Below are 19,316 nucleotides of genomic sequence, written 5' to 3'. Positions count from 1 at the left end.
GGGTCGATCCAGGCGACGGCCACCACGGCCAGGGCAAACGAACCGACGATGCCCAGGCGCATGGCCCGGGGAAGGTGCATGGAGGGCATGGAAGATCCAGTGGACTTGATGCACGGAGTGTGGCGCGGGCGACTGTCCTGGCGTGTCAGACAACGCCGATTCGGCTGTCAGGCGATCCGCGCTTGGTCCTCGCCACCAGGGCAGGAAGACAGGCCCCGGCACCCAAGGCTTGCCTGCCCATGGCCAGCACAGCTTGAACCCCATGGGGCTGTCGCTGCAGCACCCCGGCCAGCCAGCAGGCATACAGCCGCTGCGCCGCCTCCCGCGTTCGGGGCAGGCGGTCTCGCAAGCCGGCCACGATGTCCTCGGCCGCCTGCACCGCAGGCCCACGGTGAGCCAGCAACTCCGCCGCACCCGCGGCGCACCAGTCGCGCACGATGTCCTCGGTGACCTCCAGGTGGCATTGCAGGCCGATGTGGGGGCCGACGGTGAAGCCCTTGTTGCGGCAATGCGTGCCGAACAGGGCCCGCGTCGCACCATGGGGCATGGCGAAGGTCTCGTGGTGCCAGTTGAAGGCCATGGCCTCGGTGGCCCCCCCGAACAAGGCCTGCGCAGGCGGCGTGACATGCAGGGTCTCCCAGCCGATGCAGGGCAGGGGGTTGCGCGTCACGGGAGCGCCCATGACGCGGGCCAGCAACTGCCCCCCGAAACAATGGCCCAGCACCGGGATGTCCGATGCCAGGGCCTGCCTGAGCAGCGCCATCTCCTGCGCGATCCAGGCCAGGGGGTCGTTCACGCTGCGGTTGCTGCCCAGCAGCACCAGCCCGCTGAAGTCCCGGGCCTGCAGCGGCACCGCATCGCCCATCTCGGGGTTGAAGTGAACCACGGGCACATGCCAGGACTGCAGGAACGCTTGAAGGTAACCGGGCCGCTGATGGGGGTCGTGCTGGAAGATGGCAACGGGTCTCATGGTCAAGGCATGCGCCGCAGGCACGCCGTCTGTGGTGACCGGGCCAGTCTATGAAGCGCGTTCTCAAGACCGTGCACAGAAGCGCCCCAGCCGGATCAAGACGGCATCAAGGCCGTCGAGACCGGCGCGTCTTGATGGAATCTTGATGCCGCCCTGCTGAAACTTGCGACGGTATTGAGGGGCCCGTTTCTACGATCCCGTGTCGATCACAAGATCAAGAAGGATCCCGACATGGACTTCGTCTACATCCCGCTGGCGGCCGCCCTGGCCGCCGCGATCTGGGGGCTGGCCGCCGGCTGCGCCCGTCTGCACACACCAGGCGGAGGGCGTTCATGAGCGCGCTCTACGTCCTGTGCGCCATGGTGGCCCTGGCCCTGCTGGTCTACCTGGTGGCCGCCCTCCTGAACCCGGAGGAGTTCACATGAGCACCACCGCCTGGCTTCTTCTGGCCGGATTCCTGGCCGCCCTGCTGGCCCTGGCCTGGCCGCTGGCCGCCGCCATCACCCACGTGATGGAAGGCCGCGCGCGCTGGGCCGCGCGCGTCGAGGCGCCTCTGTACCGCCTGGCCGGGGTCCGCCCCGAGCAGGACATGGGCTGGCAGCGCTACGCCCTGGCCCTGCTGCTGTTCAACGTGCTGGGCCTGGCCGCCGTGTATGCGCTGCAGCGCCTGCAGGGCTGGCTGCCGCTCAACCCGCAGGGCTTCGGGCCGGTCAGCCCGGATTCCGCCTTCAACACCGCCATCAGCTTCGTGGCCAACACCAACTGGCAGGGCTATGCAGGCGAGGCCACCATGAGCTACCTCACGCAGATGCTGGCGCTCACGGTGCAGAACTTCCTGTCGGCCGCCACCGGCATCTCGGTCGTGATGGCGCTGATCCGGGGCTTCGCGCGCCACGGCACGTCCCGTGTGGGCAATGCCTGGGCCGACCTGACCCGCGTCACCCTGTGGATCCTGCTGCCGCTGTCGCTGCTGCTGGCCATGTTCTTCGTCGGCCAGGGCGTGATCCAGAACGTCGCCCCCTACCAGGACGTGACCACGCTGGAGGGCCCGAAGCAGACCCTGGCCATGGGCCCGGTGGCCTCGCAGGAGGCCATCAAGATGCTGGGCACCAATGGCGGCGGCTTCTTCAACGCCAACTCGGCCCACCCTTACGAGAACCCCACGCCCCTGAGCAACTTCGCGCAGATGCTGGCCATCTTCCTGATCCCCGCATCGCTGTGCTTCGTGTTCGGCCGCGTGGTGGGCGACATGCGCCAGGGCTGGGCCGTGCTGGCCGCGATGACCGCCTTGTTCGTGGTGGCCGTGGTGGTGGGCACGCACTACGAGGCCCAGGGCAACCCTCGCCTGGCCGCGCTGGGCGTGGACATCACAGGCGGCAACCTGGAGGGCAAGGAGTGGCGCTTCGGCGTGGAGGCCACGACCCTGTTCGCGGCCGTGACCACCGCCGCCTCATGCGGCGCCGTCAACGCCATGCACGATGCCTTCATGCCGCTGGGCGGTGCCATCCCCCTGGTGCTGATGCAGCTGGGCGAGGTGGTGTTCGGCGGCGTGGGCACGGGCCTGTACGGCATGCTGGTCTTCGCGATCCTGGCGGTGTTCATCGCCGGCCTGATGATCGGCCGCACGCCCGAGTACCTGGGCAAGAAGATCGAAACCTTCGAGATGAAGATGGTGGCCATCGCCATCCTGGTCACGCCGGTGCTGGTGCTGGCGGGCACGGCCGTGGCGGTGCTGGCCCCCAGCGGGCAGGCCGGTGTGGCCAACCCCGGCGCGCACGGCTTCACCGAGATCCTCTACGCCTTCACCTCGGCGGCCAACAACAATGGCAGCGCCTTCGCGGGGCTGTCGGCCAACACGCCCTTCTACAACACGCTGCTGGGCATCGCCATGTGGCTGGGCCGCTTCGGGGTGATCGTGCCGGTGCTGGCGATCGCCGGCAGCCTGGCCGCCAAGAAGCGCCTGGCCGTCACGGGCGGCACGCTGCCCACCCATGGCCCGCTCTTCGTGGTGCTGCTGATCGGCACCGTGCTGCTGGTGGGCTTGCTGAACTACGTGCCCTCGCTGGCCCTGGGCCCCGTCGTCGAACACCTGGTGCTCAAGCCTTGAGATCCATCATGACCCGCAAAGCATTCACCCTTTTCGACCCGCAGCTGCTGCAGCCCGCCGTGGCCGATGCCTTCCGCAAGCTGGCCCCGCAGGTGCAGTGGCGCAACCCCGTGATGTTCGTCGTCTATGTGGGCGCGATCCTGACCACGGGCCTGTGGATCCACGCCCTGGGCGGCCAGGGCGAGGCCCCGGCCGGCTTCATCCTGGCCATTGCCCTGTGGCTGTGGTTCACGCTGCTGTTCGCCAACTTCGCCGAGGCCCTGGCCGAGGGCCGCAGCAAGGCGCAGGCCGCCTCGCTGCGCGGTCTCAAGAAGCAGACCTGGGCCAAGAAGCTGCATGAGCCGCGCCATGGCGCCCAGTTCCATCCCATCGAGGCCGACCAGCTGCGCAAGGGCGATGTGGTGCTGATCCAGGCCGGCGACACCGTGCCCGCCGATGGCGAGGTGATCGAGGGTGTCGCCTCGGTGGACGAGAGCGCCATCACCGGCGAGTCGGCCCCCGTGATCCGCGAATCCGGCGGCGACTTCTCGGCCGTGACGGGCGGCACGCGCGTGCTGTCGGACTGGATCGTGGTGCGCGTCACCGTCAACCCCGGCGAGACCTTCGTCGACCGCATGATCGCCATGGTGGAGAACGCCAAGCGCCACAAGACGCCCAACGAGATCGCGCTGACCATCCTGCTGGTGGCGCTGACCATCGTGTTCCTGGTGGTCACGGTCACCTTGCTGCCCTTCTCGGTGTTCGGGGTGCAGGCCTCCGGCTCGGGTTCGCCCGTGCCCATCACCGTGCTGGTGGCCTTGCTGGTGTGCCTGATCCCCACCACCATCGCCGGCCTGCTGTCGGCCGTGGGGGTGGCCGGCATGAGCCGGATGATGCAGGCCAACGTGATCGCCACCTCGGGCCGCGCCGTCGAGGCCGCGGGCGATGTGGACGTGCTGCTGCTGGACAAGACCGGCACCATCACCCTGGGCAACCGGCAGGCGGCCGCCTTCGTGCCCGCCCCGGGCGTGTCGCCTCAGGAGCTGGCCGATGGCGCGCAGCTGGCCTCGCTGGCCGATGAAACCCCCGAAGGCCGCAGCGTCGTCGTGCTGGCCAAGCAGCAGTTCCAGCTGCGCGAGCGTGACATCGCCGCCCTGGGCGCCAGCTTCGTGCACTTCTCGGCGCAGACGCGCATGAGCGGCGTGGACCTGCCCGGCGAGGGTGGCCAGCCCGTGACCGTGCGCAAGGGCGCGGCCGAGGCGATCCGCAAGCACGTGGAATCCCTGGGCGGCCACTACCCGGCCCAGGTGTCCACCGCCGTCGACGAGATCTCGCGCCGGGGCGGCACGCCGCTGGTGGTGGCCCACGGCACGCGTGTGCTGGGCGCCATCGAGCTCAAGGACATCGTCAAGGGCGGCATCAAGGAGCGCTTCGCCGAGCTGCGCCGCATGGGCATCAAGACCGTGATGGTGACGGGCGACAACCGCCTGACGGCCGCGGCGATTGCCGCCGAGGCAGGCGTGGACGACTTCCTGGCCGAGGCCACGCCCGAGGACAAGCTGCGCCTGATCCGCAGCCACCAGGCCGAAGGCCGCCTCGTGGCCATGACGGGCGACGGCACCAACGACGCGCCCGCACTGGCCCAGGCCGATGTCGCCGTGGCGATGAACTCGGGCACGCAGGCCGCCAAGGAGGCCGGCAACATGGTCGACCTGGACAGCAACCCGACCAAGCTGATCGAGATCGTCGAGACCGGCAAGCAGATGCTGATGACGCGCGGCGCTTTGACCACCTTCAGCATCGCCAACGACATCGCCAAGTACTTCGCCATCATCCCGGCGGCCTTCGTGAGCACCTACCCGGCATTGAGTGCGCTGAACGTGATGCAGCTGGCCAGCCCGTCGTCGGCCATCCTGTCGGCGGTGATCTTCAACGCGCTGATCATCGTCTTCCTGATCCCGCTGGCCCTGCGTGGCGTGCGCTACCTGCCCCTGGGCGCGGCCGTGCTGCTGCGGCGCAACCTGCTGGTCTACGGCCTGGGCGGGGTCGTCGTGCCCTTCATCGGCATCAAGGCCATCGACCTGCTGCTCTCGGGCCTGGGGCTGGTCTGAACGCCTTGCATCACACCTTTGCGGAGCTTTTTCCATGACCAAGACCACAACCCTCGACACCCCCGTGTCCGATGCCCCCACCGGGGGCCTGCTGCGCCCGGCGCTGGTGATCTTCGGCCTGCTGTCCCTGCTGACGGGCCTGGCCTATCCGCTGCTGACCACCGGCATCGCCCAGGCGGTGTTCCCGGCCCAGGCCAACGGCAGCCTGCTGCACGACGCCAAGGGCATGCCGACCGGATCCAGCCTGATCGGCCAGAACTTCACCGATCCGGGCCACTTCTGGGGCCGCCCTTCGGCCACCGGGCCCACGCCCTACAACGCGGCCCTGTCGGGCGGCGCCAACCTGGGCCCGCTGAACCCTGCGCTGGTCGAGGCCGTGAAGGCCCGCGTGCAGGCGCTGCGCGCCGCCGACCCGGGCAACACGGCCCCCGTGCCCCAGGACCTGGTCACCACCTCGGGCAGCGGGCTGGACCCGCACATCAGCCCCGAGGCCGCGCACTACCAGGCCGCCCGGGTGGCGCGTGCGCGCCAGCTGCCTCTGGCCCAGGTGAATGCCCTGGTCCAGAGGCACACCGAGGCGCCGCAGCTGGGCCTGCTGGGCGAAGCACGGGTGAACGTGGTGCAGCTCAACCTGGCGCTGGACGCCACGCGCTGAGCGGCCCAATATCAGCGATGATCATCACATCCCTCAACCCCATGGCAGACATCTCCCTCCGATGTTGATCAACTGTGTGGCCTACCGGCAGGGGCAGCGCCTGTCGGACATCAGCCTGGACGAGCTGCAGACCCAGGTCGCCCAGCCCGACAGCTTCGTGTGGGTGGCGCTGCGCGACCCGAGCGATGAAGAGCTGGCCCGCATGCAGCGGGGCTTCAACCTGCACGAACTGGCCGTGGAAGACGCGCGCCATGGCCAGCAGCAGCCCAAGGTCGAGGAATACGGCGACACCCTGTTCGCCGTGATGAACACCATCGAGCTCGACGCCACCGACGGCCTGCGCATCGGCCAGGTCAGCGTGTTCGCGGGGCCGGGCTTCGTGCTGTCCTTGCGCACGGGCAGCCAGCAGGACCTGCTGGGCGTGCGCGAACGCGCCGAGCGCGAACCACACCTGCTGCGCCAGGGCCCCGGCTTCGTGCTGTACGCGGTGATGGATGCTGTGGTCGACCGCTATTTCCCGATCGTCGAGGCCATGGACGATGAGCTCGAAGCCATCGAATCGCAGATCTTCGAGCCCGGCATGGCACGCGCCAACATCGAGCGCCTGTACCTGCTCAAGCAGCGCATCACCACGGTGCGGCACGCGGTCTCGCCGCTGCTCGAATCGGTCGCCAAGCTCGCCAGCGAGCGCGCACCCGGCGTGTGCATGCACTCGCGTGCCTACTTCCGCGATGTGAACGACCACCTCGAACGCATCCAGCGGGCGCTGGACACGCTGCGCGAATCCATCGGCACGGCCATCCAGGTGAACCTGTCCATGGTCGCCATCGAGGAATCCGAAGTCACCAAGCGCCTGGCCGCATGGGCCGGTATCTTCGGCGCAGCCACCGCCTTTGCCGGCATCTGGGGCATGAACTTCGACCGCATGCCCGAACTGCACTGGCGCTGGGGCTACCCCATCGCGCTGGCCATCATCGGCAGCACCTGCGCCGTGCTGTACTGGCGCTTCCGCCGCGCAGGGTGGCTGTGAACGACAGCCCTCGCCCCGACCCCGACGCGCTGCTTGCCCAGGTCCAGCAGGACGAAGCCGACGCGCACCGCGGGCGCCTGAAGATCTTCTTCGGGGCCAATGCGGGTGTGGGCAAGACCTATGCGATGCTGTCTGCGGCCCGCGCCGCGCGTGCGCAGGGCACCGATGTGCTGATCGGCGTGGTCGAGACCCACGGCCGCGCGGAGACCCAGGCCTTGCTGGGGGCCCCGGACAACGACACCGAAGGCCCTCTGCCCTTGCTGGCGCCACGCCCGGTCGCCTACCGTGACCGCACCCTGCCCGAATTCGACCTCGACACCGCCCTGGCCCGGCGGCCCGCCCTGATCCTGATCGACGAGCTGGCCCATTCCAACGTGCCCGGCTCGCGCCACCCCAAGCGCTGGCAGGACGTGCAAGAGCTGCTGGACGCCGGCATCGACGTCTGGACCACGATGAACGTGCAGCACCTGGAGAGCCTGAACGACGTGGTGGGCGGCATCACCGGCATCCGCGTGTGGGAGACCGTGCCCGACAAGGTCTTCGACGAGGCCGACGAGGTGGTGCTGGTCGACCTCTCGCCCGACGACCTGCTGCAGCGCCTCAAGGAAGGCAAGGTCTACCTGCCGCAGCAGGCCCAGCAGGCCGCGCGCCACTTCTTTCGCAAGGGCAACCTGATCGCGCTGCGCGAGCTGGCCCTGCGGCGCACCGCCGACCGGGTCGATGAGGACATGCTGCAGTACCGCCAGCGGCGCGCGGTGCAGCCTGTGTGGGGGGTGCGTGAATCGCTGCTGGCCTGCGTGGGGCCGGGCGAGCATGGTGACAAGACCGTGCGCGCCACGGCCCGCCTGGCCGCCCGCCTGGACGTGCCCTGGCACGCCGTGTACGTGGAAACGCCCGCGCTGCAACGCCTGCCCGAGCAAGCCCGCCAGCGCGTGCTGCGCAGCCTCAAGCTGGCGCAGGACCTGGGGGCCACCACAGCCACCCTGACCGGCCAGGAGGCCTCGGGCCCCATCGTGCGCTATGCCCGGCAGCACAACCTGTCGCGCGTGGTGATCGGCCGCCGTGATGGCCAGCGGCGCCCTGCGTGGGCGCGCCTGACCAGGATGTGGCGACGCCCGCTGGCCCAGCGGATCGGGGCGCTGGGCAGCGAACTGGACCTGATGGAGATCGCCTTGCCGGCCACGCCTTCACGTGGCGTACCAGCAGCGCGCCATGAGCCAGGCCACCAGCCAGTCGACTGGCGCGGCTACCTCACGGCCACGGCCCTGTGCGGCCTGACGGCGGCCGGCTCTTCCGTGCTGTTGATGGACGTCTTCGAGCCGGCCAACATCGTCATGCTCTTCCTGCTGACGGTGGTGATCGTGGCCATGCGGCATGGCCGCGGGCCGGCCGTGCTGGCCGCGGTGCTGTCGGTCAGCGCCTTCGACTTCCTGTTCGTGCACCCGCGCTTCTCCTTCGCGGTGGGCGATTTCCAGTACCTGCTGACCCTGGCCGTGATGCTGATCGTGGCCCTGCTGATCGGCCAGATGACGGCGGGCGTGACCTTCCAGGCCCGGGTGGCGCAGCGCCGCGAGGACCGCATGCGCTCGCTCTACGAGATGTCGCGCGATTTGTCCGGTGCCTTGATGACTGAGCAGGTGGCCGAGATCGCGGCGCGCTTCCTGAAGGCCGAGTTCGGCGCCCGCTCAGCCCTGCTGGTGGCTGGCGAAGATGGATCGGGCGGGCCGGGCAGCGAGCGCCTGGGCGCCGCCATCGCCTCCACGCCTGCCCCCGAGCTGGACGCCGCCGTCGCCCAGTGGAGCTATGCCAAGGCCGAGCCTGCTGGCCATGGCACCGACACCCTCACCGCCAGCCCGGTGCTCTACCTGCCACTGGCCGCGCCCATGCGCTTGCGCGGCGTGCTGGCCGTGCAGCCCGAGGACCCGGGCCGCCTGGCCGTGCCCGAGCAGCGCCGCCTGCTGGACACCTGCGCCTCGCTGCTGGCCATCTCGCTCGAACGCATCCACTACATCGAGGTGGCCCGCGCCAGCACCGTGCAGATGGAATCGGAGCGCCTGCGCAACTCCCTGCTGGCCGCCGTGTCGCACGACCTGCGCACACCGCTGGCCTCGGTGCAGGGCCTGGCCGAGTCGCTGCTGAACGCCCGCCCGCCGCTGCCCGAGCCCGCCGCCGGCACCGCTGCCGCCCTGCATGAAGCCGCCCTGCGCATCCACGCACTGGTCACCAACCTGCTGGACATGGCGCGCCTGCAGGCCGGCGCCGTGCAGCTCGACCTGCAATGGCAGCCCCTGGAAGAAGTGGTGGGCAGCGCGATCAAGGCGTCCCGGCCCGTGCTGGGCGAACGCCCCGTGCGCGTGAGCCTGCCCGACGGTCTACCCTTCGTGCACATCGACGCCGTGCTGATCGAGCGCGTGCTGGTGAACCTGCTGGAGAACGCCACCAAGTACACCCCGGCCGGCACCCCCATCGAGATCGGGGCCAGCGCCGAGGCCGAGCACATCGCCCTGTGGGTGGACGACCATGGCCCCGGCCTGCCCAGGGGCAGGGAAGAGGCCCTGTTCAACAAGTTCGAACGCGGCCACAAGGAAAGCGCCACGCCCGGCGTGGGCCTGGGCCTGGCCATCTGCCGCGCCATCGTGCAGGCGCATGGTGGCACCATCGCGGGTCTGACCCGCGAAGGCGGCGGCGCACGTTTCGTGATCCGCATCCCGCGTGGGCAGCCACCCGCCATCGAAGACCCTGCCACCCCATGAGCGATCCGACACCCCGCCTGCTGCTGGTCGAAGACGACGCCCACATCCGCCGCTTCGTGCGCCTGGCGCTTGAAGCAGAGCAAATGGAGGTGCACGAAGCCCCCACCCTGCGTGCCGGTCTGATCGACGCCGGCACGCGCCGCCCCGACCTGGTCGTGCTGGACCTGGGCCTGCCCGATGGCGACGGCGTGGCCTTCATCCGGGACCTGCGCGCCTGGTCACAGATCCCGGTGATCGTGCTGTCGGCCCGCACGGCCGAGGCCGAGAAGATCGCCGCGCTGGACGCTGGCGCCGACGACTACCTGACCAAGCCCTTCGGCACCGGCGAGCTGCTGGCCCGCGTGCGCGCCCAGCTGCGACGCCGCGCCCAGGGCGCGACGGACCAGCCCATCACCGCCTTCGGCGATGTGGTGCTGGACCAGACGCGGCGCGTGGTCGAGCGCGCCGGCCAGCCCGTGCACCTCACGCCCATCGAATACCGCCTGCTGGCCCACCTGGCGGCCCATCCCGACCGCGTGCTCACGCACCGCCAGCTGCTGCACGCCGTGTGGGGCCCCACGCATGCCGAGGACACGCACTACCTGCGCGTGCACATGGCCAACCTGCGCAAGAAGATCGAGCACGACCCGTCCCAGGCCCGGCACCTGGTCACGGAAACGGGCGTCGGGTACCGCTTCGTGCCCTGAGGATCGGCCGAAAGGGCCCAGGCGCGGTATAAACGCCCCTTCGCCCCTTCCCTTTTTCTCCAGGTGCCCTCGCGGCGCCCCGCGTTCCCCATGAGCTACTGCGCCATCGACTTCGGCACCTCCAACTCGGCCATCGCCATCCCCGCCCCGGGGGATGCCGGCATGCGACTGGTACCGCTGGAAAACGGCCAGCCCACGATGCCCACGGCGGTCTTCTACTGCACCGACGCCGACGATCTGCCGCCCTCGGTACACCGCCCGCCCCTGCCCGAACTGCCCCGCACCTTCGGCCGGGCCGCCGTGCAGGCCTACGTGGACGGTTACGAGGGCCGCTTGATGCGCTCCATGAAGAGCGTGCTGGGCACCGCCCTGATCGACCAGACCACCGAGGTGGGCCATGGCCACGGCGTCAAGTACCTGGACATCGTCACCGGCTACCTGCGCCACCTGCGCACGCTGGCCGAGGCCGATGGCGGCCAGCCGCTCACGCAGGCCGTGCTGGGCCGACCCGTCTTCTTCGTCGACGACGAACCCGAACGCGATGCCCAGGCCCAGGCCTCTCTGGAGGCTGCGGCCCGCGCCGTGGGCTTTGCCGACATCGCCTTCCAGTACGAGCCCATCGCCGCGGCCCTGGACCACGAGCAGCGCACCGAGCGCGAAGAAATCGTGCTGGTGGCCGACATCGGCGGCGGCACCTCCGACTTCTCTGTGGTGCGGGTGGGGCCGGGCCGCGCCCACCGCACCGACCGCCGCGACGACATCCTGGCCAGCCATGGCGTGCACATCGCCGGCACCGATTTCGACCGCCGAGTGTCATTGGGCAGCGTGATGCCGCCCCTGGGCTTCGGCGCCTTCGGGCCCGAGATCAAGGGCCAGCCGCCCCGCCCCGTGCCCAGCCGCGTGTACTTCGACCTGAGCACCTGGCACCTGGTCAACACCGTGTATGCGCCGCAGCGGGTGGCCGAGCTGGCCAACATGATCGATTTCTACGGTGAGCCGGTGCACCACCAGCGCCTGATGTCTACCGTGCGCCACCGCCTGGGGCACGCGCTGCTGGGCCGCTCGGAATCGGCCAAGATCGCCGTGGCAGAGCATGGCGTGGCCGACATCGACCTGGCCGTGGTCGAACCAGGCCTGCGTTCGCACCTGGACGCCGCTGGCATGGCGCAAGCCCTGCGCGACGACCTGGACCGCATCGTGGCCTGCGCCCGCGACACCGTGGCCCGCGCCGGCCTCCAGCCCGACGGGGTGGATGCGGTGTACTTCACCGGCGGCTCCACCGGCCTGGGGCTGCTGACCGATGGCCTGGCCGCCGCCTTCCCGACGGCACGCTCGGCGCGTGGCGACCGGCTGGCCTCGGTGGCCACCGGGCTGGGCTTGTACGCCAAACGCCTGTTCGGCGCCTGACCCCGGCTCAGCCCAGCGCCAGTACCCGGCGCAGCAGGGTCGCCAGCATGAACCACAGCACCAGGCTGGACAGCAGGTAGAACGCGAAGCGCACCTTGACGAGGTTGACGGTGCAGTGCACCGCACTGTGCGCCGCGCGCAGGCCCACGAAGAGCCAGGCGGCCGTCACGTCACCGGTGTTGGCCCAGCCCAGGTGCAGCAGGGTCAGGCAGATCACGTAAAACAGCACCGGCAGCTCGAACAGGTTCTTGAGGTTGTTCGAGGGCGCTTCCACCGATTCGGGCAGCAGCAGGGCCATCTTCTGCGGCGTGTTCACCTGCTGCGGGTCAATGCCATGGCGCACCATGTAGCCCAGGCGTCGCGCGTACATCCAGACCCACACCACGAAGGTCAGGACCATCATGGCCACAAGGGGGTTGAGCAGATTGGCGGGCATGCGCTGGGCCTCCTGAGGGTGTTGAATGCCCGCCATTGTGGGCCACCCGTGCACCGCCCAGGGCTCATGCCATGCCGGCCACGCCCGTGTGCTCGTCAACGCAGCGCAGCAGCGCCACCACGTCCAGCGGCTTGGTCAGGTAGGCCGTGAAGCCGCTGGCCTTGGCCTTGTCGATCTGCTCGCTCATCGCATCGGCCGAGAAGGCCACGCGAGGCACACCGGTCAATGTGGGGATGGCCGCCAGGCGCCGCAGCAGCTCGAAGCCGTCCATGTCGCCCAGGTGCATGTCCAGCAGCAGCAGGCCGGGGCGGGCGGCCGCGGCCAGGGCCAGCGCCTCGGCGCCACTGCGGGCCACCACCAGGCGGCAGGCGGGCCGCAGCTCGAGCACCTTGCGCACCAGGTCGATGTTGACCTCGTTGTCCTCGGCATAGAGCACGCTCAGCCCGGCGCGAGGCGCTTCCAGCGGCAGGCCGGCGGCCGGTTGGCTGGCCTCGCCCGCCTCACCTTCGCAGGCCGTGGGCAGCCACACGGTGAAGCGCGAGCCCGCACCCGCCTGGCTGTGCACGTCGATGCGGCCGTGCATCAGGTCGACCAGCCGGTGCACGATCACCAGGCCGATGCCCGTGCCCTCGATGCCGCTGCGCTCTGCGCCCAGCCGGTTGAAGGATTCGAACAGGTGGGCCTGCTGGCCGGGCGTCAGGCCGATGCCGGTGTCCTCCACCTCCAGGCCCAGCAGGCCGTCGCCAGGCTGGTGCACGCGCACCGTCACCTGGCCACCCGGGTTGTTGTACTTGATGGCGTTGCTGAGCAGGTTGACCAGGATCTGGCGCAGGCGCAGGCGATCGGCCTGTGCACGCCATTCGGACGGGCCGATCTCGGAGATCAGGCGGATGCCCGCCTCCCGGGCCATGGATTCGACCAGGTTCAACGCCTCGTCCATCACCTGGCGCGCGGGCACGGGCTCCAGTGTCAGCGGCAGGCCGCCCACCTCGATGCGGGACAGGTCCAGCACATCGCTGATGACCTCCAGCAGGTGGGCGCCGGCACGTTCGATCAGGTCCACCTTGTTGCGCTGGGTGTCGGCCAGCGGCTGCTTGCGGTCCAGCCGCAGCAGCTGGGCAAAGCCGATCACGGCATTGAGCGGCGTGCGCAGCTCGTGGCTCATGCGCGATAGGAACTCGCTCTTGGCCCGGTTGGCATCGTCGGCAGCCCGCACGGCCACGCGGGCCTCCTGCAGCAGTTTCTGGTCGGTCACATCGGCCGTGTGGCCATACCAGACCACTTGGCCGTCGGCCTCGATCACGGGCAGGGCGCGGCCCCTGTAGTGGCGCAGGCCCTTGGTGGGCAGCAGCACGCGGTATTCAAAATCCACCGGATGCAGGGACTGGCCGGGTTTGGGCGGCTGGCCCAGGCGCTGGGCGTACGCCAGGTCCTCGGGGTGCACACGCACCTGGTGGGCGTAGTAATCGCTGGCCATCACCTCGGAGGGCAGCTCGAACATCTCCAGCGCTCGGTCGCTGATGTAGAGGAAACGCGCGCGGCCGTCGGGGCCGAACCCCACCTTGTGGATGATGCCGGGCACGAACTTGCCCATGCTGCTGAGCAGGGCCTCGCGTTCAACCAGCGCGCGCTCCGAGGCCTTGCGCGCGGTGATGTCCTGCATCATCGAGACAAAGTGGGAGACCTCGCCCTGGGCATCACGCACCAGGGTCAGGGTCACCAGGGCATGCACCACGTGCCCATCGGCATGCAGGTAGCGCTTCTCGGTGCGAAAATTGGATTGCACCCCTTGCGACAGCACACGGATCGCCGAGCGGCATATGTCCAGATCGTCGGAGTGGGTGATGTCCATGCAGGTGTGCTGGCACAGCTGCTCGCGGCTGTAGCCTGTCATGGCGCACAGGGCGGGATTGACCTCCAGGAAGCGGCCATCCAGCCCGATGAGGGCCTGGCCCGCATCACCCAGTTCGAAACACTCGCGGAAACGCCGGGTTTCGGCGCGCGACTGGCGCAGCAGGGCTTCGAGCCTGGCGATGCGCTGACTGGGGCTCAAGCCGTCGAAGGCGTCGACGACCGAGCCGGAAGAAGCGGTGCTGTCCATGGAATCCCGTGAAGTTCACGCAACCCGCCTTCACCGGGCGGGTCACCGTTACACGGAAATCGCATGTCCGTGCTCATTGCAGGAGCACCTGGCGCGTTCTGCACAACGCCGCACATGACGCCATGTCATGCGACTTCACACACCCGACAGGGCACTCCTTCTGTCCGATTATGCGCGCTGACACACCTGAAAACCAGGAACAAATCCGACAATCCAGCCTGCCCGCTCAGGTGTTCTCCTCGGCGGCGGCGCATGAGCGCATGACGTGCACGCGCAGGCTGCCAAGCTGCGAATGCAGGGACTGCACGGTTTTCGGGTCGAGACCGTCGAACAGCTCATGCACCCATTGTTCGTGTGCCTGGGCCATCTGCGAGAACACATCGCGGCCCTTGTCGGTGAGCCGGATGATCCATGAACGCCGGTCGGTCGGGCTGGATTCTCGGTGCACCAGCGCCTCGCGCTCGAGCTCGTCGGTCAGGCCCGTGATGTTGCCGCCGGTGACCATCAGGTAACGCGACAGCTCCTTCATCTTCAGGCCTTCGGGCTGGCGGTAGAGCTGGGCCATGTAGTCGAAACGCGCCAGCGAGATGCCGAAGTTGGCGCGCAGGCGGCGGCGGATCTCGTCCTCGATCTGGGTGGTGCACGACAGCATGCGCAGCCACAGGCGCAGCACGGCGTGGTCGTCATGGGCCGCGCGGGCCTCGTGGCCCAGCCCGTCGGCCTGGTTCAGGAGCCTGTGGCTCGGGTCGGCTTTCATCGTGTTCTTCCTCCGCAATGAGCGATGCGCTTGTCTTTGTCTTGGTCTGTGGATGCCCCGGCCAACGCATAAGCGTAGCCGCTCAAACCCCCAACTGATCGGCCAACCACCCACACAAGGGGCTGTCCGGCCGTTCGAAATCGAAGATGGCCGAGTAGTGGTGGGCCCCGGCCTGGGGCAGCAGCGACGAGGCATTGCCCTGCGCACGCCAGGCGTCGTGGAAGGTGGTGGACTGCCGTGCGAACTCCGTGCTTTCGTCCGCCCCCCAGGTGATCAGGGCGGGCGTGGCGCAGGGACGCACGCTGAACAGCGGCGAGTTGCGGCGGATCACGCCATCGTCGAGCTGGATCTGGGGCTGCAGGAAGCTGTAGCGCAGCGGTTGCAGGTCGTACAGGCCGCTGACCAGCACGGCCGCCTTGAACGGATCGGCCGGCAGGCCGTAGTCGCCCGCCCAGGGCGTCTGCAGGGCCATGGCCGCCAGGTGGGCGCCGGCGGAGTGGCCCCCGATGGCGACGCGCGAGGAATCGCCGCCGTGCTCGCCGATGTGGCGCCGTACCCAGGCCAGCGAAGCACGGGCCTGGCGGGTGATCTCGTCGATGCTCACGCGCGGGGCCAGCGCGTAGTTCACGACCACGGTGGTGATGCCGCGCGCCTGCAGGCCCAGGGCCACGCAGCTGAAATCCTTGGACGACAGGGCCCGCCAGTAGCCGCCGTGGATGAACACGAACACCGGCGCGTTGGGCTGATCCGCCGGGAAGATGTCCAGTGTTTCCGCCAGCGTCGGGCCGAAGGGAATGTCCAGCACGCAGCGCAGGCGCTCGCGGGCCAGGCGGCTCTGATCGGCATAGTGGCGGCCATACTGCGCCGGGTCGCTCAGGCCGATGGCCGGGTTGTACTGGGCGTCGATCTGCGCCTGGTCGAGAAACTCGCGGTAGAGGGGGGCCTGGCTCATGGTCGTCCTTGCATCATGGGCCGGCTCACAGGCCCAGGTAGGCTTGGCGGATGCTCGGGTCGCCGATCAGCGCGGCGGCGGGCCCATGGCGCACCACATGGCCGTCTTCCATCACGTAGGCCGTGTCGGCGATGGACAGGGCCGCGTACACGTTCTGCTCCACCACGCCGATGGTCATGCCCTGGTCGCGGATGGCGCGCAGCGCGGTGAACACCTCGTCGGCCATGGCCGGGGCCAGGCCCAGGCTGGGCTCGTCCAGCAGCAGCACACGCGGCAGCGACATCAGGCCGCGGGCCAGGGCCAGCATCTGCTGCTCGCCGCCGGACAGCAGCCCGGCCTGGGTGCTGCGCCGCTCGCGCAGACGCGGAAACAGCTCGTACATCTTCTCCACGCGCGGTTGCCAGCCCTTGCGCGACCGGGGCGTGAACGCGCCCATGCGCAGGGTCTCGGCCACGGTGAAGTCGGGGAACACCAGCCGCCCCTCGGGCACCAGCGCGATGCCGTCGCTCACGCGCTGGTGCGCGCGGCGGGCCGTCACATCCACGCCATCGAAGCGGATGCTGCCCCGGCGCAGCGGCAGCAGGCCGGCCAGCGAGCGCATCAAGGTGGACTTGCCCGCGCCGTTGCTGCCGATCACGGCCGTGATGGAGCCGGCGGCGATGGACACGTCCACCCCGCCGAGCACCTCGATCTCGCCATAGCCGGCGCAGGCGCCTTGGGCTTCAAGCAGGGTGGGCATGGCGTTGTTCTCCCAGGTAGGCCTTGATGACGCGTGGATCGTTGGCGACCTCGGCCGGCAGCCCTTCGACGACCTTGCGGCCTTCGTGCAGCACGACGATGCGGTCGCTCAGGCGCATCAGCGCCTTCATGACGTGTTCGATGATGACGATGCTGAGCTTGTGGCGCTCGCGCACCGCGCGGATCAGGTCCAGCGCGGCCTCCACCTCGGTGGCGTTCAGGCCGGCCAGCACCTCGTCGAGCAGCAGCACGCGGGGACCGGTGGCCAGCGCCCGGGCGATCTCCAGGCGCTTGCGGCCCGCCAGGTTCAGCTGCGAGGCCGGCAGGTGGGCGCGGTCGGCCAGGCCGGTTTCTTCCAACACGGCCATGGCCTGTTCGCGCGCCAGGGCCGGTGACTTGGTCTGGCGGCGGCCATACATCGCGGCCACGGTGGCGTTCTCCAGCACGGTCATCGACGGGAAGGGCCGCACGATCTGGAAGGTGCGCGACACGCCCAGGGCGTTGATGCGCTCGGGCGGCAGTCCCTGCACGGCCTGGCCGTCGAGCAGGATCTGGCCCGAGCTGGGCACCACGTTGCCGGCGATCATCGCGAACAGCGTGGTCTTGCCCGCGCCGTTGGCGCCCATGATGCCCAGGATCTCGCCCTCGGCCACGTCGAAGCCCACGTCGTTGACGGCGATGTTGCCGCCGTAGCGGCGGGTCAGGTTGCGCAGGGACAGCAGCGTGCTCATCGTGCACCCTCCGTGGCGGACAGCTTGGCGGCGGGGCCACCGTTGCCGGCCTGGTTCACCGCCGCGCCCTTGCGCGAGAACAGCTTGTCGAGCACGCCGCTCAGGCCACCCGGGGCCAGCAGCACGAAACCGATCAGCAGCACGCCCAGGATGATCATGTAGGTCTGCGGCCAGCGCGCCCACAGCAGCTCGCCCAGCAGCACGATGAAGCCCGCGCCCAGGATGGGCCCGGCCGGCCGGTCGCTGCCGCCGATGATGGCCATGGTCACGATCGTGAAGGAGGTGACCGGGCTGAACAGCTGCATGGGCTCGAAGTAGGTGGTGCGCAGCACGCTGAGCGCGCCCACCATGCCCGGGATCACGGCCGACAGCGCGAAAGCCAGGATCTTGAGCCTGGAGGTGGGCACGCCCACGGTGGCCGCGGCCACTTCGTCTTCACGGATGGCGCGCAGGCCGGCGCCGAAGCGCGAGCGCGTCAGCAGCCAGTTGATGCCCGTGGCCAGCACCGCCAGGCCCAGCATCGGGTAGAACAGGGTGACGGTGTCCGGCGTGTCGATCAGCAGGCGGCCACTGGACCCCAGCGCCGCCTCGATGGCCACCACGATGTACTTGAGGAACTCCGAGATGCCCAGCGTGAGGATCACGAAGTAGGGGCCGCGCACGCGCAGCGCGGGGTAGCCCACGGCCACCGCCAGCAGCGCCGCCGCCACGCCGGCCACCGGCACGATCACGAAGATGGACGCGCCCTGCCAGGCCAGGGCCATCAGGTAGGCGCCCAGGCCGTAGAACACGGCGTGGCCCAGCGAGATGTAGCCCGTCATGCCGGAGAAGGCCACCCAGCTGCCGGCCAGCGCGATCCACGCGCACAGCTGCATGAGCACGCCCACGCCATAGGCGCTGAGCACCAGGGGCGAGCAGGCCGCCAGGGCCACCAGCACGCCGCCCAGGGCGGCCAGGCCTTTGGAATCCTTGGAGGATGGAGGAATGGTTCGAGCCATCAGATTGCCTTGCGTCCGAACAGGCCCTGCGGCCGCACGAACAGGATGAGGATGAAGAGGCCGTAGACCAGGATGGACCGGTAGGCGGCCGAGGTGAGCGCCACGCCGTACACCTCCACCAGGGCCAGCAGCAGGCCGCCGACGAGGGTACCGCCCAGCGAGCCCAGCCCGCCCAGGATCACCACCACGAAGGCGGCGATGGTGTAGGGGAAGCCGGTGAAGGGCGAGACGCTTTCGGTCATGCTGATCAGCGAGCCGGCCAGCCCCGCCAGCGCGAAGCCCAGGCAGAACACGCCCAGGTTCACGCGGTCGGCGTTGATGCCCACCAGCGAGGCCGCATCACGCTGCTGGATCAGCGCGCGGATGGCCAGGCCGTAGATGCTGAAGCGAAAGAACGCCATCACGGCGGCGGCGGCGCCCACGCTGATGCCCAGGATCACCAGGCGGTTGACCGCCACGGACACCGAGCCCAGCTGCACCAGCTCGTCCATGTAGCCGTAGCTGCGCGCATCGGCCGTGAAGACCATGGACACCACGTTCTGCAGGATGATGGACAGGCCGAAGAAGATCAGCAGGGAGTTGGCCTCGAGCCGCGCGGCCACGGCGCTGTTGCGCGTCTGCGATTTGAAGAAGAACTGGTAGCAGGCCGCGCCCAGCGCGGCGGCCAGGGCCATCGCGCCGAGCAGCCCGACCAGCGGGCTCACACCCAGCACCGTGAAGCCCCAGAAGGCCACGTAGCTGCCCAGCATCATCACCTCGCCATGGGCCACGTTGAGCAGCCGCATCGCGCCGTAGATGAGGTTGAGCCCCATGGCCACCAGCGCGTAGGTGGACGCGAGCATCAGGGCTGCCAGCAGCAGCTCGGGAGACAGGATCTGGGTCATGGGGACTTCTCGGGCGTGTGT

The 19,316-nt window shown here is 69.4% G+C and carries 17 protein-coding genes; 8 read left to right on the top strand and 9 right to left on the bottom strand.

The genetic code is table 11. The features are described 5' to 3' along the window. Window positions 1-145: 145 nt before the first annotated feature. Window positions 146-970, bottom strand: coding sequence for a type 1 glutamine amidotransferase (locus tag EIP75_RS13020; protein ID WP_125243712.1), 825 nt, complete (start codon window positions 968-970; stop codon window positions 146-148). Between the two features lie 332 nt (window positions 971-1,302). Between EIP75_RS13020 and kdpF the strand changes: the two genes are divergently transcribed. The 8 genes from kdpF (at window position 1,303) to EIP75_RS12980 (ending at window position 11,698) form a co-directional block, all read left to right on the top strand. After that, window positions 1,303-1,395, top strand: a complete 93-nt coding sequence (gene kdpF / locus EIP75_RS13015; RefSeq protein ID WP_125243711.1) for a K(+)-transporting ATPase subunit F — start codon at window positions 1,303-1,305, stop codon at window positions 1,393-1,395. Then, a complete protein-coding gene (gene kdpA / locus EIP75_RS13010; protein ID WP_125243710.1) occupies window positions 1,392-3,077 on the top strand; it encodes a potassium-transporting ATPase subunit KdpA in 1,686 nt (561 codons plus the stop codon). Before kdpF ends, kdpA begins: the two co-directional genes overlap by 4 nt. An 8-nt stretch (window positions 3,078-3,085) precedes the next feature. Continuing rightward, window positions 3,086-5,167 carry a potassium-transporting ATPase subunit KdpB gene (gene kdpB / locus EIP75_RS13005; protein ID WP_125243709.1) on the top strand — a complete coding sequence of 694 codons (2,082 nt, stop codon included), beginning with the start codon at window positions 3,086-3,088 and terminating at the stop codon, window positions 5,165-5,167. Window positions 5,168-5,201: 34 nt separating this feature from the next. Then, window positions 5,202-5,822, top strand: a complete 621-nt coding sequence (gene kdpC, locus EIP75_RS13000; RefSeq protein ID WP_125243708.1) for a potassium-transporting ATPase subunit KdpC — start codon at window positions 5,202-5,204, stop codon at window positions 5,820-5,822. A 61-nt stretch (window positions 5,823-5,883) separates the two neighbouring features. After that, on the top strand, window positions 5,884-6,852 hold the full coding sequence (corA, locus tag EIP75_RS12995) for a magnesium/cobalt transporter CorA (protein WP_125243707.1): 969 nt from the start codon (window positions 5,884-5,886) through the stop codon (window positions 6,850-6,852). Beyond that, window positions 6,843-9,605, top strand: coding sequence for a two-component system sensor histidine kinase KdpD (gene kdpD, locus EIP75_RS12990; protein ID WP_420797167.1), 2,763 nt, complete (start codon window positions 6,843-6,845; stop codon window positions 9,603-9,605). Before corA ends, kdpD begins: the two co-directional genes overlap by 10 nt. Further along, on the top strand, window positions 9,602-10,291 hold the full coding sequence (gene kdpE / locus EIP75_RS12985) for a two-component system response regulator KdpE (RefSeq protein WP_125243705.1): 690 nt from the start codon (window positions 9,602-9,604) through the stop codon (window positions 10,289-10,291). Before kdpD ends, kdpE begins: the two co-directional genes overlap by 4 nt. Window positions 10,292-10,381: 90 nt before the next feature. Beyond that, complete coding sequence (locus EIP75_RS12980) at window positions 10,382-11,698, top strand: Hsp70 family protein (protein WP_125243704.1); 1,317 nt, start codon at window positions 10,382-10,384, stop codon at window positions 11,696-11,698. Window positions 11,699-11,705: 7 nt separating this feature from the next. On the opposite strand, the gene EIP75_RS12975 is transcribed toward EIP75_RS12980, so the two are convergent. From EIP75_RS12975 to EIP75_RS12940, 8 genes are all read right to left on the bottom strand, one after another. Then, window positions 11,706-12,134: an MAPEG family protein gene (locus EIP75_RS12975; protein ID WP_125243703.1), complete on the bottom strand. Its 429-nt coding sequence runs from the start codon at window positions 12,132-12,134 to the stop codon at window positions 11,706-11,708. 64 nt (window positions 12,135-12,198) lie between these two features. Then, window positions 12,199-14,235, bottom strand: a complete 2,037-nt coding sequence (locus tag EIP75_RS12970; RefSeq protein ID WP_125243702.1) for a hybrid sensor histidine kinase/response regulator — start codon at window positions 14,233-14,235, stop codon at window positions 12,199-12,201. A gap of 226 nt (window positions 14,236-14,461) precedes the next feature. Beyond that, window positions 14,462-14,992: a MarR family winged helix-turn-helix transcriptional regulator gene (locus EIP75_RS12965; RefSeq protein ID WP_125243701.1), complete on the bottom strand. Its 531-nt coding sequence runs from the start codon at window positions 14,990-14,992 to the stop codon at window positions 14,462-14,464. 82 nt (window positions 14,993-15,074) lie between these two features. After that, on the bottom strand, window positions 15,075-15,944 hold the full coding sequence (locus EIP75_RS12960; RefSeq protein ID WP_125243700.1) for an alpha/beta hydrolase: 870 nt from the start codon (window positions 15,942-15,944) through the stop codon (window positions 15,075-15,077). A 25-nt stretch (window positions 15,945-15,969) separates the two neighbouring features. After that, complete coding sequence (locus EIP75_RS12955; RefSeq protein WP_125243699.1) at window positions 15,970-16,683, bottom strand: ABC transporter ATP-binding protein; 714 nt, start codon at window positions 16,681-16,683, stop codon at window positions 15,970-15,972. Next, complete coding sequence (locus tag EIP75_RS12950; RefSeq protein ID WP_125243698.1) at window positions 16,667-17,413, bottom strand: ABC transporter ATP-binding protein; 747 nt, start codon at window positions 17,411-17,413, stop codon at window positions 16,667-16,669. The genes EIP75_RS12955 and EIP75_RS12950 overlap by 17 nt, the downstream gene beginning before the upstream one ends. Beyond that, window positions 17,410-18,411: a branched-chain amino acid ABC transporter permease gene (locus EIP75_RS12945; RefSeq protein WP_125243697.1), complete on the bottom strand. Its 1,002-nt coding sequence runs from the start codon at window positions 18,409-18,411 to the stop codon at window positions 17,410-17,412. The genes EIP75_RS12950 and EIP75_RS12945 overlap by 4 nt, the downstream gene beginning before the upstream one ends. Further along, window positions 18,411-19,295 (bottom strand): branched-chain amino acid ABC transporter permease, encoded by an 885-nt coding sequence (locus EIP75_RS12940; protein ID WP_125243696.1) that lies wholly within the window; start codon window positions 19,293-19,295, stop codon window positions 18,411-18,413. Before EIP75_RS12940 ends, EIP75_RS12945 begins: the two co-directional genes overlap by 1 nt. Between the last annotated feature and the right edge of the window lie 21 nt (window positions 19,296-19,316).

It is taken from the genome of Aquabacterium soli, assembly GCF_003933735.1.
Lineage (GTDB): Bacteria > Pseudomonadota > Gammaproteobacteria > Burkholderiales > Burkholderiaceae_C > Aquabacterium > Aquabacterium soli.
This window is presented reverse-complemented; position numbering and strand designations above follow the sequence as displayed.

Bases quoted from the DNA above. Each gene is read 5' to 3' on its own strand.
- EIP75_RS13020 (WP_125243712.1), bottom strand. From the start codon at position 970: ATGAGACCCGTTGCCATCTTCCAGCACGACCCCCATCAGCGGCCCGGT.
- kdpF (WP_125243711.1), top strand. From the start codon at position 1,303: ATGAGCGCGCTCTACGTCCTGTGCGCCATGGTGGCCCTGGCCCTGCTG.
- kdpA (WP_125243710.1), top strand. From the start codon at position 1,392: ATGAGCACCACCGCCTGGCTTCTTCTGGCCGGATTCCTGGCCGCCCTG.
- kdpB (WP_125243709.1), top strand. From the start codon at position 3,086: ATGACCCGCAAAGCATTCACCCTTTTCGACCCGCAGCTGCTGCAGCCC.
- kdpC (WP_125243708.1), top strand. From the start codon at position 5,202: ATGACCAAGACCACAACCCTCGACACCCCCGTGTCCGATGCCCCCACC.
- corA (WP_125243707.1), top strand. From the start codon at position 5,884: ATGTTGATCAACTGTGTGGCCTACCGGCAGGGGCAGCGCCTGTCGGAC.
- kdpE (WP_125243705.1), top strand. From the start codon at position 9,602: ATGAGCGATCCGACACCCCGCCTGCTGCTGGTCGAAGACGACGCCCAC.
- EIP75_RS12980 (WP_125243704.1), top strand. From the start codon at position 10,382: ATGAGCTACTGCGCCATCGACTTCGGCACCTCCAACTCGGCCATCGCC.
- EIP75_RS12975 (WP_125243703.1), bottom strand. From the start codon at position 12,134: ATGCCCGCCAATCTGCTCAACCCCCTTGTGGCCATGATGGTCCTGACC.
- EIP75_RS12970 (WP_125243702.1), bottom strand. From the start codon at position 14,235: ATGGACAGCACCGCTTCTTCCGGCTCGGTCGTCGACGCCTTCGACGGC.
- EIP75_RS12965 (WP_125243701.1), bottom strand. From the start codon at position 14,992: ATGAAAGCCGACCCGAGCCACAGGCTCCTGAACCAGGCCGACGGGCTG.
- EIP75_RS12960 (WP_125243700.1), bottom strand. From the start codon at position 15,944: ATGAGCCAGGCCCCCCTCTACCGCGAGTTTCTCGACCAGGCGCAGATC.
- EIP75_RS12955 (WP_125243699.1), bottom strand. From the start codon at position 16,683: ATGCCCACCCTGCTTGAAGCCCAAGGCGCCTGCGCCGGCTATGGCGAG.
- EIP75_RS12950 (WP_125243698.1), bottom strand. From the start codon at position 17,413: ATGAGCACGCTGCTGTCCCTGCGCAACCTGACCCGCCGCTACGGCGGC.
- EIP75_RS12945 (WP_125243697.1), bottom strand. From the start codon at position 18,411: ATGGCTCGAACCATTCCTCCATCCTCCAAGGATTCCAAAGGCCTGGCC.
- EIP75_RS12940 (WP_125243696.1), bottom strand. From the start codon at position 19,295: ATGACCCAGATCCTGTCTCCCGAGCTGCTGCTGGCAGCCCTGATGCTC.